Annotated in this window: 15 protein-coding genes; 10 read left to right on the forward strand and 5 right to left on the reverse strand. The window is 60.6% G+C overall.

Features of this window, described 5'->3' with window-relative positions; translation table 11 throughout:
- Positions 1 to 18: 18 nt before the first annotated feature.
- From POF45_RS11320 to POF45_RS11330, 3 genes are read right to left on the reverse strand one after another with little or no spacing between them, the layout of a single operon-like run.
- Complete coding sequence (locus tag POF45_RS11320; protein WP_259496664.1) at positions 19 to 786, reverse strand: heme ABC transporter ATP-binding protein; 768 nt, start codon at positions 784 to 786, stop codon at positions 19 to 21.
- Positions 786 to 1,769, reverse strand: coding sequence for a FecCD family ABC transporter permease (locus POF45_RS11325; protein ID WP_259503267.1), 984 nt, complete (start codon positions 1,767 to 1,769; stop codon positions 786 to 788). The genes POF45_RS11320 and POF45_RS11325 overlap by 1 nt, the downstream gene beginning before the upstream one ends.
- A 50-nt stretch (positions 1,770 to 1,819) precedes the next feature.
- Positions 1,820 to 2,692: a heme/hemin ABC transporter substrate-binding protein gene (locus POF45_RS11330; RefSeq protein ID WP_282315696.1), complete on the reverse strand. Its 873-nt coding sequence runs from the start codon at positions 2,690 to 2,692 to the stop codon at positions 1,820 to 1,822.
- Positions 2,693 to 2,851: 159 nt separating this feature from the next.
- On the opposite strand from POF45_RS11330, the gene POF45_RS11335 reads away from it, so the two are divergent.
- Positions 2,852 to 3,169, forward strand: coding sequence for a Rieske (2Fe-2S) protein (locus POF45_RS11335; RefSeq protein WP_282315697.1), 318 nt, complete (start codon positions 2,852 to 2,854; stop codon positions 3,167 to 3,169).
- Here POF45_RS11335 and sfsA read toward each other — a convergent pair.
- Positions 3,166 to 3,879: a DNA/RNA nuclease SfsA gene (gene sfsA, locus POF45_RS11340; RefSeq protein ID WP_259496667.1), complete on the reverse strand. Its 714-nt coding sequence runs from the start codon at positions 3,877 to 3,879 to the stop codon at positions 3,166 to 3,168. The two genes, POF45_RS11335 and sfsA, sit on opposite strands and share 4 nt — an antisense overlap.
- Complete coding sequence (locus POF45_RS11345) at positions 3,879 to 5,051, reverse strand: pyridoxal phosphate-dependent aminotransferase (RefSeq protein ID WP_282315698.1); 1,173 nt, start codon at positions 5,049 to 5,051, stop codon at positions 3,879 to 3,881. Before POF45_RS11345 ends, sfsA begins: the two co-directional genes overlap by 1 nt.
- A 332-nt stretch (positions 5,052 to 5,383) precedes the next feature.
- On the opposite strand from POF45_RS11345, the gene dksA reads away from it, so the two are divergent.
- The 9 genes from dksA to panC all read left to right on the forward strand — a co-directional run bounded on the left by dksA (position 5,384) and on the right by panC (position 16,159).
- Complete coding sequence (dksA, locus tag POF45_RS11350; RefSeq protein ID WP_030130357.1) at positions 5,384 to 5,827, forward strand: RNA polymerase-binding protein DksA; 444 nt, start codon at positions 5,384 to 5,386, stop codon at positions 5,825 to 5,827.
- Between the two features lie 217 nt (positions 5,828 to 6,044).
- Positions 6,045 to 6,932 (forward strand): tRNA glutamyl-Q(34) synthetase GluQRS, encoded by an 888-nt coding sequence (gene gluQRS, locus POF45_RS11355; RefSeq protein ID WP_259496670.1) that lies wholly within the window; start codon positions 6,045 to 6,047, stop codon positions 6,930 to 6,932.
- Between the two features lie 77 nt (positions 6,933 to 7,009).
- Positions 7,010 to 7,186, forward strand: a complete 177-nt coding sequence (locus POF45_RS11360; protein WP_003176118.1) for a hypothetical protein — start codon at positions 7,010 to 7,012, stop codon at positions 7,184 to 7,186.
- Positions 7,170 to 10,124 carry a sensor histidine kinase gene (locus POF45_RS11365; RefSeq protein ID WP_259496675.1) on the forward strand — a complete coding sequence of 985 codons (2,955 nt, stop codon included), beginning with the start codon at positions 7,170 to 7,172 and terminating at the stop codon, positions 10,122 to 10,124. The genes POF45_RS11360 and POF45_RS11365 overlap by 17 nt, the downstream gene beginning before the upstream one ends.
- Positions 10,125 to 10,146: 22 nt before the next feature.
- Complete coding sequence (locus POF45_RS11370; RefSeq protein WP_259496676.1) at positions 10,147 to 11,583, forward strand: sigma-54-dependent transcriptional regulator; 1,437 nt, start codon at positions 10,147 to 10,149, stop codon at positions 11,581 to 11,583.
- A gap of 729 nt (positions 11,584 to 12,312) precedes the next feature.
- Positions 12,313 to 13,716, forward strand: a complete 1,404-nt coding sequence (locus POF45_RS11375) for a polynucleotide adenylyltransferase PcnB (RefSeq protein ID WP_282315699.1) — start codon at positions 12,313 to 12,315, stop codon at positions 13,714 to 13,716.
- Between the two features lie 3 nt (positions 13,717 to 13,719).
- Positions 13,720 to 14,211: a 2-amino-4-hydroxy-6-hydroxymethyldihydropteridine diphosphokinase gene (gene folK / locus POF45_RS11380; protein WP_259496679.1), complete on the forward strand. Its 492-nt coding sequence runs from the start codon at positions 13,720 to 13,722 to the stop codon at positions 14,209 to 14,211.
- A 290-nt stretch (positions 14,212 to 14,501) separates the two neighbouring features.
- A complete protein-coding gene (gene panB / locus POF45_RS11385; RefSeq protein ID WP_259496680.1) occupies positions 14,502 to 15,302 on the forward strand; it encodes a 3-methyl-2-oxobutanoate hydroxymethyltransferase in 801 nt (266 codons plus the stop codon).
- Positions 15,299 to 16,159, forward strand: coding sequence for a pantoate--beta-alanine ligase (panC, locus tag POF45_RS11390; RefSeq protein ID WP_282315700.1), 861 nt, complete (start codon positions 15,299 to 15,301; stop codon positions 16,157 to 16,159). The genes panB and panC overlap by 4 nt, the downstream gene beginning before the upstream one ends.
- Positions 16,160 to 16,291 lie beyond the last annotated feature (132 nt).

Raw genomic sequence — 16,291 nt, forward strand, 5'->3', positions numbered from 1 at the left:
CTCACCTCGATGAAAAACTCAGCGGGCGATGATCAGCGGATGCCCACGCTCCGGGTGCGACTGCACCAGCACTTCAAGTCCGAACACCGCTTTGAGCGCATCAGGACGCAGCACCTGCTGCGGTGTGTCCAATGCGACCGGATGTCCGCCCTCAAGCAGCAACAGACGGTCACAATAACGCGCCGCCAGATTCAAATCATGCAGGATCACCAGCACCGCCGCACCGCGATCAGCAAACGCGCGCACGGCTTGCAACGTAGTGTGCTGATGCAACGGATCGAGCATCGATGTGGGCTCATCCAGCAACAGTGTCTGCCCGGCTTCTCCAGGCCAAAGTTGCGCCAGCACTCGCGCCAGGTGCACCCGCTGACGCTCGCCACCAGACAGCGCCAGATAACTGCGTCCGCTCAAATGCCCGGCATCGGCAGCCTGCAACGCGGCGGCAACGATTTCGTCATCGCGCACCCGGCCGCTTTGCCAGGGCAAACGGCCCATGCCGACCACTTCTTCAACACGGAACGCAAAGTCCAGGGTCGAGACCTGCGGCAGTACGGCCAGCCGCTGGGCGCGCTGGACGCCGGTCCAGTGGTGCAACTCATGCTCATCCAGCCAGACACTGCCGGTATCAGCCTGCAACTCGCCACACAAGGCGGCGAGCAAGGTGCTTTTACCGGCACCGTTGGGGCCCAGCACGCCAAGGACTTCCCCCGGTTTGAGTTCAAGGGTGATGTCCGTCAACACACTCTTTCGCCCACGCAGGACATGCAGATTCCGGGTTCGCAACATCAGGCACGCCCCCGGAGCAGCAGATATAGAAAGAACGGTGCACCGATGAACGCCGTGACGATGCCAATCGGCAATTCGGCCGGCGCCAGCGCCAGCCGTGCCACCAGATCGGCAAACAGCAGCAGACTCGCGCCCGCCAGCACCGAGGCCGGCAACAGCACCCGATGATCGGGACCGGCCAGCAATCGCACCAGATGCGGCACCACCAACCCGACAAAGCCGATCATCCCCGCCGCCGCGACGGCAGCACCGACGCCCAGCGCGGTGCAGAACACCAGTTCACGCTTGAGCCGTTCGACATTGATGCCCAGGTGCCCGGCCTCCGACTCACCCAGTAACAATGCATTCAACGCTTTAGCTCGTCGGGGCAGCCACAACGCCACGCCGACACTGATCAGCAACAACGGCCACAGACGCGAATAGCTGGCGCCGTTGAGGCTGCCCAGGTTCCAGAACGTCAGGGTGCGCAGGGTCGCGTCATCGGCCAGATAGGTGAACAACCCCACCGCCGACCCGGCCAGCGCCGTCAACGCGATCCCCGCCAGCAACATGGTGGCGACGTTGGTTCGACCGTTATACCGGCCTAGTCGATAGACCAGCGCGGTGACCCCCAGCCCGCCGAGAAATGCGCACAGTGACAACAGGTAAGGCCCGAACGACTCAGGCAAACCGCCGAAAGCTGAGCCGCCGACAATGGCGATGGCCGCACCGAGCGCCGCACCGCTGGAGACGCCGACCAGCCCCGGGTCCGCCAGCGGATTGCGAAACAGCCCCTGCATCGCCACCCCGGACAGCGCCAGAACACCGCCCACGGCCAAACCCAACAGCGTTCGCGGCAGGCGAATCTGCCCGAGGATCAACTCGGCCTGCTCCAGACCTTCGGGCGCCACCGGCAAACCGAGCAACCGTAACGCGGCGCGCAAGGTATCAAGCAACGGCAGGCTCACCGGACCAAGGGCCAACGACAACCAGATCGCCAGCAAACACAGGAGGCTCAGGCCGATAAATAGGGTGCGGGGTTTAACCAGAGTGCTCATTGGTCCGCCGCATCGGGATAAAAGGCGTCAGACAACCTCTTCAACTCATCCGGCAGACGAGGCCCGAGCCCACCCACCAGCAGCGTTGGATCGAGTTCAACGACCCGCCCTTCCTTCGCCGCCCGGGTCGAAGACAGAATCGGGTTCTCCTTGAACAATGCAGCTTTGGCCGCGTCGCCGCTCAGCGCGCGGTCGGAAAACACCAGCACGTCGGGATTCAGACTCGCCAGGGATTCTACGGAAAACGGCTTGTACCCGGTGTGAGTCGCCAGATTGTGGCCACCGGCCTGTTGCAGCAGCCACTCAGCGGCGGTGCCCTTGCCGGCGATCAATGGTTTGCCCCCGGCATGTCCCAACAGCAACAACACACCCGGCGCTTTCTGCTTGAACTGCGAACGAGTCACCCTGGCCTTTTGCTGATCAATTTGCTGTTGATAACTCAGGAACACCTGCGTCGCCCGATCTTCAGCGCCGAGCAACTTGCCCAGATGCTGCAAGTTACCCTGCAAGGTCGGCAGATCCGGCTGCGCCGAGAACAGTTCGACCTGAACGCCTGCGTTGCGAATTTGCGCAATGACCGCAGGTGGCCCCATTTCTTCAGTACCGATCAGAATCTGCGGGCGCAGGCTCAGGATGCCTTCCGCCGACAATTGCCGCTGATAGCCGATACTCGGCAGTGCTTTCAACGAATCAGGGTGCTGGGTGGTCGTATCGACACCCACCAGTTTCGATTCGCCCCCCAAGGTGCTCACCCACTCGGACAAAGCGCCACCGGCACTCACCCAGCGTTGCGGCAAATCGGCCGATGTGGCTGGGTGACTGACCAGAAGTGCGACACACAGCGCTACAATCCGGGGGCTCAGGCGCATAAACAGCTTCCTTGAAGGGGTTTACCGGGCATCCGTGAGGCAGGCCGAGTATCCTCGGCAGCCGGCGAGCGCCCGGTGAGTGGCCGCCATTTGATAATTGTTTGCATTTGAACGTCAAGCTCGGACACATCCCGTCACGAGCCGCCCTAGAGGATAGTCATGAAGTTTCTTTGCCCAAGCCCCGAACTGGCCGATGCAAGCAGTCGCGGTTTCGAGATCGACGGGCAGAAGCTCTTCGCCGTGCGCCGGGGCGCTCAGGTTTATGTCTACCTCAACCGCTGCCCGCACCGTGGCGTCGGGCTGGAATGGAAACCCGACCAGTTCCTTGATCCCAGCAACAGCCTGATCCAGTGCGCGACCCACGGCGCATTGTTTCTGATTGAAGACGGCGAATGCGTCGCCGGACCTTGCGCCGGGCAATCCCTTCGCGCCATCCCCTGCCGCGAAGATACCCAAGGGATCTGGATCAGCCTTTAACTGCCCAGCAACACATCAAGTCGACGATCCACCCGCATTTCTTCGTGATTGATACTCACGCCGTAAGCCAGCACCTCAACCCCACACGCCACGGCCTCACGTAACGCAGCCGCGTAGGCCGCATCGATTTCCTCGGCCGGACGCACGGCATCAATGTCGGTGAGATTCACGCAATACAACTGCACCGCCCGAATCCCGTCCCGTGCCAGGTGAGCGAGTTCACGCAAGTGCTTGGCGCCTCGCTGGGTCACCGCGTCGGGAAACGCCGCCACCCGTGAACCATCGAAGCCCAGCGTGACACTTTTGACTTCCACATACGCCGGTCCGGTCGGGTAATCGAGGCGAAAATCGATGCGGCTGCTTTCCTGACCGTAAGCCACCTCGCGTTTCAATTCGGTGAAGCCGTTCAGCTCGCTGATGACCCCGGCGCGTAATGCCTCTTCAATCAAACCGTTGGCCCGCCCGGTGTTCACACAAAACAACCGGCCCTGCGGGGTTTCGCCAATTTCCCAGGTGCCGGGCAACTTGCGTTTGGGGTCGTCGGAGCGACTGAACCAAACCTGGCCGCCTTCGACCTGGCAATTGAGCATCGAACCGGTATTGGGACAGTGAATAGTCAGCAACTCGCCGCCAACGGTTTCGATATCGGTGAGAAAACGCTTGTAACGGCGAATCAGGCGACCTTCTTCAAGGGGAGGATGAAAGCGCATCAGCCTTGCCAGCTCTTCAGGCCACGCGCGATCCGTTCCACCGCTTCCTGCAAGCGCGGCAGGCTCTGGGTATAGGCAAACCGCACGTGATGACCGGCTTGATAGCGGCCGAAATCCAGACCGGGGGTGAACGCCAAATGTTCGGTTTCGAGGAAATGTCGGCAGAACGCGAAGGCATCTCCGCCGAACTGGCTGATATCAGCGTACAAATAGAAGGCGCCTTCAGGCTCGACAGCAATGCCGAAGCCCAGATTGCGCAAGGCCGGCAGCAGGAAGTCACGACGACGTCCGAACTCGGCGCGGCGCTCTTCCAGAATGCTGATGGTTGCCGGTTCGAAGCAGGCCAGCGCGGCGTACTGGGCCATGCTCGGCGCGCTGATGTAGAGGTTCTGGGCGAGTTTTTCCAGCTCTCCAACCGCCGCTTGCGGCGCCACCAGCCAGCCGAGACGCCAGCCGGTCATCCCGAAATACTTGGAAAAACTATTGAGCACGAACGCACTGTCATCGACTTCCAGCACGCTGGCGGCATCCGTGCCGTAAGTCAGGCCATGGTAGATCTCGTCCACCACCAGATGGCCGTGACGTTGCTTGATTGCTGCTGACAGTCCGGCCAGCTCGTCGCGGGTCAGGATGGTGCCAGTCGGATTGGCCGGCGAAGCTACCAGGGCGCCGACACTGTCGTGATCCCAATGACGGGCCACCAGGTCCGGGGTCAGCTGATAACGCACATCCGGACCTACAGGGACAAGCTGCGCCGCGCCTTCCACCAGTCGCAAAAAATGCCGGTTACACGGGTAGCCGGGGTCGGCCAGCAGCCAGTGCTTGCCCGGATCTACCAGCAACGCGGTGGCCAGCAGCAGTGCGCCGGAACCGCCGGGAGTGATGAGAATCCGCTGTGGATCGATGTTGAGCCCGTAACGCTGTTGATAGAACCCGGAAATGGCCTCGCGCAGCTCTGGAATGCCGCGAGCCGCAGTGTAACGGGTTTTCCCCGCCGTCAGCGCCGCCTGGCCGGCCTGGATGATCGGCTCGGCGGTGGTGAAGTCCGGCTCGCCGATTTCCAGGTGGATCACGTCGTGGCCCGCGGCTTGCAGTTCATTGGCCCGCGCCAGCAATGCCATCACGTGGAACGGTTCGATCGCACGACTGCGCGCACTGTAAGACTGAGCCATTAGCCTTCCTTCAACGGGAAAAAGAACCGATTCTACCCACGCACTGGAACGAGCGAGAACCTAAAGCGGTCACAGCCCACAGAACCCTGGCTAAAACGCACCAAGCGAGTGCTCCAGGTTTGACTAAAATCAATAATTGATCAGGTCTCCAACACCACCAGACAAGGCTTTGCAATCATTTGCAAGCACCACGGACCGCAGCCTCGACATCCGGGAGTGGCGCGGCCCGATTTGATCTGGTAAGTTCGCCCGCTTGCAGCCGCAGGGCCGGCAGGTGTCGGTGATGGAGCAATCCTGCGCAATGGATTACAAGAGTAGAGGCGGTCCATTTCATGCCCACCCAAGCAAAGCAACAGCAAAACCAGTCGATCAGCGGCTTCGAACCCTACAAAGAAGTGAAGGGCGAAGAGTACATGGGCAAGCCCATGCGCGCGCACTTCACCAAGATCCTGAACAAGTGGAAACAGGACTTGATGCAGGAAGTCGACCGTACTGTTGATCACATGAAAGACGAAGCGGCCAACTTCCCTGATCCGGCAGATCGTGCCAGCCAGGAAGAAGAATTCAGCCTCGAATTGCGCGCCCGCGACCGCGAGCGCAAGTTGATCAAGAAAATCGACAAGACGCTGCAATTGATCGAAGACGAAGAATATGGCTGGTGCGAGTCCTGCGGCGTCGAAATCGGCGTCAAGCGACTGGAAGCCCGCCCTACCGCCGACATGTGCGTTGACTGCAAGACCCTGGCGGAAATCAAGGAAAAGCAAGTCGGCAAGTAATTGCGACCTGAACGAAAAACGGAGCGTGCGAACGCTCCGTTTTTGTTTCTGATATTCACCACGACATAAAACCTGTGGGAGCGAGCCTGCTCCGGGCGGCGTTCCGACGAATGCGTCCGGACATTCAACATTGATGTTGGCTGACACACCGCTTTCGCGAGCAGGCCTCGCTCCCACAGTTGGATCGCGCACGATCAGAAGACGTACCATCGCCCTCATGAATGTTTCTTCCTACATCGGTCGCTTCGCACCCACGCCGAGCGGCCACCTGCACTTCGGTTCATTGGTTGCCGCCCTGGCCTCCTACCTCGATGCCCGCTCGCAGGGCGGTCGCTGGCTGGTGCGCATGGAAGACCTCGACCCGCCAAGGGAGGAGCCCGGCGCCCAGACCGCGATTCTCAAGGCGCTGGAAAGCTATGGTTTCGAGTGGGATGGCGAGATGGTGCGCCAGAGTGACCGGCACGACGCCTACGCCGAAGTCCTCAACCGGCTGTTCAGTCACGGCCTGGCTTATGCCTGCACCTGTTCGCGCAAGCAACTGGAGCCGTATCACGGCATTTATCCGGGCCTGTGCCGCAATGCAGGGCATGGCACAGACGACGCAGCGATTCGCTTGCGAGTCCCGGAGCTGGAATACCATTTCATCGACCGGGTGCAAGGCGAGTACCGCCAGCACCTGGGCCGCGAGGTCGGCGATTTCGTGATCCGCCGCCGCGACGGGCTCTATGCCTATCAACTGGCAGTGGTCCTGGATGATGCCTGGCAAGGCATCACCGACATCGTGCGCGGCGCCGACCTGCTCGACTCCACGCCGCGCCAGCTGTATCTCCAGGAGCTTCTGGGAATACCACAACCGCGTTACCTGCACCTGCCGCTGATTACCCAGCCGGATGGCAACAAGCTCGGCAAGTCCTACCGTTCGCCACCGTTGACAGCAGATCAGGCCACACCGCTGCTACTGCGTGCGTTGCGGGCGCTGGGGCAAAGTCCGGCAACAGAACTGGCTGACGCCACGCCACGGGAAGTGCTGAAATGGGGCATCGCTCACTGGGATGCCACCCGGATTCCGCGCACACTGACGCTGCCTGAAGCGCAACTGCAATGATGGCACTTGCAGTAGCGACGCCATCCGTTACCATCGCCGCACGTTTTCGGGCACGCGTATAAAAAAGAGAGGCCGGGATGTACATCTATCGCTTGGTCCTGCTTTTGGTAGTGGGAATCTACCTGTTCTCCCCGGCCATCATGGATTGGTGGATCGACGCCACAGGCGCCTGGTATCGCCCTTATCTGCTCTGGCTGATTCTGATCGTCGTGACCTTTATCCTGCAGAGCCAAAAAGATGCCGATGAGCTTTAGCCTGACCCAGATGATCCTGATCAGCGCCGCGTACCTGGCGGTGCTGTTCGGCGTCGCCTGGATCAGCGAACGGGGCATGATCCCCCGGGCGATCATTCGCCACCCGCTGACGTACACGCTGTCGCTGGGCGTTTATGCCAGCGCCTGGGCGTTCTACGGAACGGTGGGCCTGGCGTATCAGTATGGCTACGGCTTTCTGTCCAGTTATCTGGGCGTCTCCGGGGCATTTCTGCTGGCGCCGGTGTTGCTGTATCCGATCCTGAAAATCACCCGCACCTATCAACTGTCCTCGCTGGCCGACCTGTTCGCGTTTCGCTTCCGCAGCACCTGGGCCGGGGCGCTGACGACGATCTTCATGCTGATCGGCGTGCTGCCCTTGCTGGCGTTGCAGATTCAGGCAGTGGCCGACTCCATCGGCATCCTCACCCACGAGCCGGTGCAGCACCGGGTGGCCCTGAGTTTCTGCGCGCTGATTACCCTGTTCACGATTTTCTTCGGCTCGCGCCATATCGCCACCCGTGAGAAGCACGAAGGGCTGGTGTTCGCGATTGCCTTCGAATCGGTGATCAAGCTGATCGCCATCGGTGGCGTCGGCCTGTATGCGTTGTATGGCGTGTTCGACGGCCCGCAACAGCTCGAGGTCTGGCTGCTGCAAAACCAGACCGCCCTCGCCGCCCTGCACACGCCATTGCAGGAAGGCCCTTGGCGCACGCTGCTGCTGGTGTTCTTCGCCTCGGCCATCGTGATGCCGCACATGTATCACATGACATTCACTGAAAACCTCAACCCGCGCTCGCTGGTCAGCGCGAGCTGGGGCCTGCCGCTGTTCCTGCTGCTGATGAGCCTGGCGGTGCCGCTGATTCTCTGGGCGGGGCTGAAGCTCGGCGCGACAACGAGTCCGGAATATTTCACCCTGGGCGTCGGCATCGCCGCCAATAACAAGGCCCTGGCGTTGCTGGCTTACGTCGGTGGTTTGTCGGCGTCCAGCGGGCTGATCATTGTGACGACCCTGGCGCTGTCCGGGATGGCGCTCAACCATTTGGTCCTGCCGCTGTATCAGCCGCCGGCCGAAGGCAACATCTACCGGTGGCTGAAGTGGACTCGCCGGGCGCTGATCGTCGCGATCATCATGGCCGGTTACGGCTTCTACCTGCTGCTGGGCGCCGAGCAGGATCTGGCCAACCTCGGCATCGTGGCGTTCGTCGCCACCTTGCAGTTCCTGCCGGGGGTGTTGTCGGTGTTGTACTGGCCGACCGCCAATCGCCGGGGGTTCATCGCAGGCTTGCTGGCGGGGATTGTGGTGTGGATCATCACCATGCTGTTGCCGCTGGTCGGCAACCTGCAAGGCTTCTACATTCCGCTGCTGAACATGATCTACGTGCTGGACGACACCAGTTGGCACATGGCGGCCATCGCCTCGCTGGCAGCCAACGTACTGATGTTCACCCTGATTTCGCTGTTCACCAACGCCAGTCCTGAAGAAGCCAGCGCCGCCGAAGCCTGCGCAGTGGACAACGTCCGTCGCCCGCAACGCCGCGAACTGCACGCCGCCTCGCCCCAGGAATTCGCCACGCAACTGGCCAAGCCGTTGGGCGCCAAGGCCGCGCAGAAGGAAGTCGAGCAGGCGTTGCGCGATCTTTATCTGCCGTTCGACGAGCGCAGGCCTTATGCCCTGCGCCGATTGCGTGACCGGATCGAAGCCAACCTCTCCGGCCTGATGGGCCCGAGTGTCGCCCAGGACATGGTCGAGACGTTCCTGCCGTACAAGGCCGGTGGCGAGAACTACGTCACCGAAGACATCCACTTCATCGAAAGTCGCCTTGAGGACTATCACTCGCGCCTCACCGGCCTTGCCGCCGAACTCGATGCCTTGCGCCGTTATCACCGCCAGACCTTGCAGGAACTGCCGATGGGCGTCTGCTCCCTGGCCAAGGATCAGGAGATCCTGATGTGGAACAAAGCCATGGAGGAGCTAACCGGCATTGCCGCACAGCGTGTGGTGGGTTCGCGTCTGGGCACGATTGGCGATCCATGGAAAGAGTTGCTGCAGGGCTTCATCAACCTGCCAGACGAACACTTGCACAAGCAGCATCTGGCCCTCGACGGCCAGACCCGCTGGCTTAACCTGCACAAAGCGGCCATCGACGAACCGCTGGCGCCGGGCAACAGTGGCCTGGTATTGCTGGTGGAAGACCTGACCGAAACCCAGATGCTTGAAGACAAACTGGTGCACTCCGAGCGTCTGGCCAGCATTGGCCGACTCGCGGCGGGCGTGGCCCATGAAATCGGCAACCCGATCACCGGCATTGCCTGTCTGGCGCAGAACCTGCGCGAAGAGCGCGAAGAAGATGCCGAACTGACGGAAATCAGCGGCCAGATTCTCGAACAGACCAAGCGCGTATCACGCATCGTCCAGTCGCTGATGAGCTTCGCCCATGCCGGCAGCCATCAGCACAGCGACGAGCCCGTCTGTCTGGCCGAAGTCGCCCAGGACGCCATCGGTTTGCTGGCCCTGAACCGACGCAATTTCGAAGTTCAGTTCTACAACCTGTGCGACCCCGACCACTGGGTCGAGGGCGATCCACAGCGGCTCGCACAGGTGCTGATCAACCTGCTCTCCAATGCCCGCGACGCCTCGCCCCCGCACAGTGCGGTACGGGTAAAAAGCGAAGCCGGCGAACACACGGTCGACCTGATCGTGGAAGACGAGGGCAGCGGCATTCCGAAGAACATCATGGATAGATTGTTCGAACCCTTCTTCACCACCAAGGATCCTGGCGAAGGCACCGGTCTGGGCCTTGCACTGGTCTATTCCATCGTTGAAGAGCATTATGGACAAATCACCATCGACAGCCCGGCTGATGTTCAAAGCCAACGCGGCACCCGTATCCGGGTGACTTTACCGCGTCATGTCGAAGCGACGTCCGCTGTGAACTGAGACCGTCGAGAGTATCGAATCAATGCCGCACATTTTGATCGTCGAAGACGAAACAATTATCCGCTCCGCCTTGCGCCGCCTGCTGGAACGTAACCAGTATCAGGTCAGCGAAGCCGGATCCGTGCAGGAAGCACAAGAGCGTTTCAGCATTCCCACGTTTGACCTGATTGTCAGCGACCTGCGCCTGCCCGGCGCCCCAGGCACCGAGTTGATCAAACTCGGCCAGGGCACGCCGGTGCTGATCATGACCAGCTACGCCAGCCTGCGTTCGGCCGTCGACTCGATGAAGATGGGCGCGGTGGACTACATCGCCAAGCCTTTCGATCACGACGAAATGCTCCAGGCCGTCGCGCGCATTCTGCGTGACCGGAAATCGGCGCCCGCTGGCAGCGAACCGGTCGTCGGCAAAACGGCCAATGGCAGCGCAAAGGCGGGTGTCGATAACAGTAATGGCGAAATCGGCATCATCGGCTCATGCCCGCCAATGCAGGATCTGTACAGCAAGATCCGCAAAGTCGCGCCAACCGATTCCAATGTCTTGATTCAAGGCGAATCCGGCACCGGTAAAGAACTGGTGGCCCGCGCCCTGCACAACCTGTCCAAGCGCGCCAAGGCACCGATGATCTCGGTAAACTGCGCGGCCATTCCGGAAAGCCTGATCGAGTCCGAATTGTTCGGCCATGAAAAAGGCGCATTCACTGGCGCCAGCGCCGGTCGTGCTGGCCTGGTGGAAGCAGCGGATGGCGGCACCCTGTTCCTCGATGAAATCGGCGAGTTGCCGCTGGAAGCCCAGGCCCGCCTGCTGCGCGTATTGCAGGAAGGCGAAATTCGCCGGGTCGGCTCGGTGCAGTCGCAGAAAGTCGATGTACGCCTGATTGCCGCGACCCACCGCGACCTCAAGAGCCTGGCCAAGATTGGCCAGTTCCGTGAAGACCTTTATTACCGTCTGCACGTGATCGCCCTGAAACTGCCCGCCCTGCGCGAACGCGGTGCGGACGTCAACGAAATCGCCACTGCCTTCCTGGCGCGGCAGAGTGCGAGGGTCAACCGTACCGACCTGAAATTCGCAGCGGATGCCGAACAGGCCATTCGTCATTACTCCTGGCCGGGCAACGTGCGGGAACTGGAGAACGCTGTCGAACGTGCGGTGATTCTGTGCGAGAGCCCGGAAATCTCTGCAGAGTTGCTGGGCATCGACATCGAACTGAGCGACCTGGAAGACGACGACTTCATCGGTCTGGCGCCGCAACAGGGCGGCAACGCCGGTAACACCAGCCACGAACCGACCGAAGACCTGTCGCTGGAAGACTACTTCCAGCACTTTGTTCTCGAGCATCAGGATCACATGACCGAGACCGAACTGGCACGCAAGCTCGGGGTGAGCCGCAAGTGCCTGTGGGAACGCCGCCAGCGCCTGGGCATTCCACGGCGCAAGACCGGGGTAGCCAGCGAGAGCTGAACGTCACCTGTCAGGTGTGCGGGTAACACGTGACAATGTGAAAAAACTGTTACCGCAGTCTTTTCACGTAACAAAAGCCGGGGCTTACGGTAACGAAGCCCCGGTTTTTTTGGGCCCGAAAAAAGCTCCTCCATCCCGCTAAGCCCTTGTTTTATTGGGCTTCACTAAAGTTGGCACGCACCCTGCTATATGTTTAGTACAAGAACAATAACAAGCAATGAACAAGACAATAAAAATAAGACGAATCGACTCACGCACAATAAAAACAAGACGGCGAGAGGCGCAGCTAACTGATTCTTTTGGAGAGGCGTTGCAATTGGGGCTTGCCCCGCGACCAGGCCGAGAACAACAAAAAACTGTCCTAAGACAGAGCCTGAACTGGTTGGATCGAAAGATCACCGCAACACAGCGACCAAAGCAATCCGTTTGCTCTTGGCTCCCGATTGGGAGGGTCATGAAGGAAACACTTCATGGCATGGGCACTCAACAAAAACAAAAAGCCCGAAACCATAATAAAAATAGAGCACGCAACTACTTCTTGGGGAGCTTCGGCTCCCCTTGTAGTTTCTGCGAATCGAAATTTTCCCTTCTCCACCCCACGTATATAGCGGCGTCTTGCAGCTCATATCTGCTGCGTCCTACACCATCCCCCGACTAAATGCTAGAATCCCGGCCCATCATGCGGTCATTCTTCGTTATGGCCGAACATTCCTTCAAACAGTGCATCCCATGCTGAAGAAGCTGTTCCAGTCATTCCGTTCCCCCAAGCGTCATACGCAACACATTCGCAGTACGCCTGAAGTGCTCAACAGCGGCCAACACTCGCTGCAAAAGGCCCAATTCAGCCGTTACGCGGTCAATATTGTCGAGCGTCTGCAGAACGCCGGTTACCAGGCTTACCTGGTTGGCGGCTGCGTGCGAGACATGTTGCTGGGCATCACCCCCAAGGATTTCGACGTCGCCACCAGCGCCACCCCTGAACAGGTGCGCGCAGAGTTTCGCAATGCGCGGATCATCGGCCGGCGCTTCAAACTGGTGCATATCCACTTTGGCCGCGAAATCATCGAGGTCGCGACTTTCCGTGCCAATCACCCGCAAAACGACGAGGAAGAAGACAGCAACCAGTCTTCCCGTAACGAGAGCGGGCGCATCCTGCGCGACAACGTCTATGGCACCCTGGAAGAAGACGCGCAACGCCGCGATTTCACCATCAACGCCCTGTATTACGATCCGGTCAGCGAGCGCATTCTTGATTACGCCAATGGCGTCCACGATATACGCAATCATCTGATCCGCCTGATCGGCGACCCGAAGCAACGCTACCAGGAAGACCCGGTACGGATGCTGCGCGCCGTGCGTTTTGCCGCCAAGCTGAATTTCGGCATCGAAAAACACAGCGCCCTGCCGATCCGCGAGCTGGCGCCGATGCTGCATGAAATTCCATCGGCCCGCCTGTTCGAAGAAGTGCTCAAGTTGTTCCTGTCCGGGCATGCTGCAGACACCTTCGAAATGCTGGTCGACCTGCAATTGTTCGACCCGCTGTTCCCGGCCAGTGCCGAGGCGCTGGAATACAACCCGACTTATACCCACACGCTGATCAGCGAAGCGCTGGTCAATACGGACCTGCGGATCAAGCAGAACAAACCGGTGACCCCGGCGTTCCTGTTTGCTGCACTGCTGTGGCCTGCCCTGCCGGCTCGCGTACTGCGTCTGCAAGAACGCGGCATGCCGCCGATTCCGGCGATGCAGGAAGCGGCGCACGAGCTGATTGCCGAACAGTGCCAGCGCATCGCGATTCCGAAGCGTTTCACCATGCCGATCCGCGAGATCTGGGACATGCAGGAACGTCTGCCGCGGCGCAGCGGCAAACGCGCCGACCTGCTGCTGGATAACCCGCGCTTCCGTGCCGGTTACGACTTCCTGCTGTTGCGCGAAAGCGCTGGCGAGCAGACCGATGGCCTGGGCGAATGGTGGACGGACTATCAGGACGCCAACGACAGCGAACGCCGGGACATGATCCGCGACCTGAGCGGCAAGGACGAAGGCGGCACTGGTGCTCCACGCAAACGCCGCCGCAGCGGTGGTGCCAAGCGCAAACGCGCCGCTGGCGCACCGAGCGCTACGGGCGAGTAATTGATGGAACGCATCTACATCGGCATGGGCAGCAATCTGGCTGACCCCGCCGAACAGCTACGCAGCGCCGTCGAGGCGCTGGCGCAGTTGCCGCAGAGCGAACTGGCCGGGGTTTCCGCTTTCTATCAAAGCGATTCCCTGCTGCCGGGCCAACCGCGCTACACCAATGCGGTCGCCGCGCTCGACAGCACCCTTGCACCGCTGGCCTTGCTCGATGCGCTTCAGGCCATCGAAAACGGCCAGGGTCGGGAACGCCTTGAGCGTTGGGGCCCCCGTACGCTGGATCTGGATATCCTGTTGTTCGGTGATCGCCTGATCGATGAGCCTCGGCTCAAGGTGCCTCATTACCAGATGCAGGAACGGGCATTCGTGCTGTATCCGCTGGCCGAACTGGCGCCTGTGGATTTGCGCTTGGCCGATGGCCGGACGCTCGCCGAACTGCTCGCCGCTTGCCCGTTTGTCGGGCTGGAACGCCTTCCCAAAAATCAATACTAATCCCACATTGGTTTTGTGTTGATGAACAAAATGGGGAAAGTCGCCCCCCGACGATGCTGAAACGCATCAGTTACCCCGGTAACACCCCACCCGTAACAATGCGGTAACACATCCAATTGACTTCCCTCGTCCTCCTCACGACTATAGGCGTCCCGCTGCCGCCGACACGGCGTTAAAGGGCGCAATCCAGGCCTTACAAGCACCACGAAAAGAGGGTGCGCCTGTATAAATGACGAATCACGCGCGTTACTCGCAGTAGTTTCCACAGCGCCTGAATGAGGAATTTTTTCATGCCAGCCATCACCCTGACCACGCTCCAGAGCCTCAAGCAGAAAGGTGAAAAAATCACCATGCTGACCTGCTATGACGCGACTTTCGCCCACGCCTGCAACGAGGCCGGTGTCGAAGTGCTGCTGGTGGGCGACTCCCTCGGCATGGTTCTGCAAGGTCACGACAGCACCCTGCCGGTCACCACCGCAGAAATGGCCTACCACGTCGCCTCGGTCAAACGCGGTAACAGCGATGCATTGATCCTCGCCGACCTGCCGTTCATGGCCAACGCCACCCTCGAACAGACCATGATCAACAGCGCCACGCTGATGCAGGCCGGTGCGCACATGATCAAGGTCGAAGGTGCGTTGTGGCTGGCTGACTCGATCCGCCTGCTCGCCGAGCGCGGCGTTCCGGTTTGCGCCCACATGGGCCTGACACCGCAGGCGGTGAACATCCTCGGGGGTTATAAAGTCCAGGGCCGGAGCGAGAACCAAGCACGCCAGATGCGCGCCGACGCCATCGCCCTGGAACAGGCCGGTGCGTCCATGCTGCTGCTTGAATGCGTCCCGAGCGAGCTGGCTCAGGAAATCACCCAGGCCGTCGGTATCCCCGTGATCGGCATCGGTGCCGGCAGCGCCACCGACGGTCAGGTGCTGGTGTTACACGACATGCTGGGGCTGTCGATCACCGGCCGTGTGCCAAAATTCGTGAAGAACTTCATGAACGGCCAGGACAGCATTCAAGCCGCCCTGAGTGCCTATGTCAGCGAAGTCAAAGCCGTCACTTTCCCTGGTATCGAACACGGATTCTCTGCATGAACACCGTAAAAACCGTACGCGAACTGCGGGCCGCCGTGGCCCGCGCCCGCAGTGAAGGCAAGCGCATCGGCTTCGTGCCGACCATGGGCAACCTGCACAGCGGACATGTCGCGCTGATTACCAAAGCTACCCAGCGGGTGGATTTCGTGGTCGCGAGCATCTTCGTCAATCCGCTGCAATTTGGCGCCGGCGAAGACCTCGACAAGTACCCGCGCACCCTGGCGGCAGATCAGGAAAAACTGCTCCAGGCCGGCTGCCACCTGCTGTTCGCCCCCACCGTTGAAGAAATGTACCCCGACGGCATGGCCGGCCAGACCCGCGTCAGCGTCCCGCAATTATCTGAAGGCCTGTGCGGCGCCAGCCGTCCGGGGCATTTTGAAGGCGTGGCGACGGTGGTCAGCAAGCTGTTCAACATGGTCCAGCCGGACCTGGCGATTTTTGGCCAGAAAGACTTCCAGCAACTGGCCGTTATCCGCGCGCTGGTGCACGACCTGAACATGCCGATCCAGATCATCGGCGAGCCGACCGTACGTGCCCCCGATGGCCTGGCGCTGTCGTCGCGCAATGGTTTCCTAAGCGCTGAACAGCGGGCAACGGCGCCGGTGGTTTATCGCACCCTGAGCCAGATCGCCGAGGCGATTAAACAGGGACGTCGCGATTACCCGGCGTTGATTGGCGAGCAAGTCCAACAGCTCGAAACAGCCGACCTGCGCACCGATTACCTGGAAATCCGCCACGCCCTGACCTTGCGTCCGGCGACCCCGGAAGATCGGGACCTGGTGATTCTGGTGGCGGCGTTCCTCGGTACGACACGGTTGATCGACAACCTGCACCTGAATCTCGACACGACAGCCTAAACACCGCAATCCCCCCCTGTGGGAGCGAGCCTGCTCGCTCCCACATTGGTTTGTACCAGGTTCGAAGGTGTATTGCCGCCCACAATCCCTTCGGGCAAACTGCCCGCCGTTCGATTCCGACCTGGGAAACTC

Source organism: Pseudomonas fungipugnans (assembly GCF_029955235.1).
Lineage (GTDB): Bacteria > Pseudomonadota > Gammaproteobacteria > Pseudomonadales > Pseudomonadaceae > Aquipseudomonas > Aquipseudomonas fungipugnans.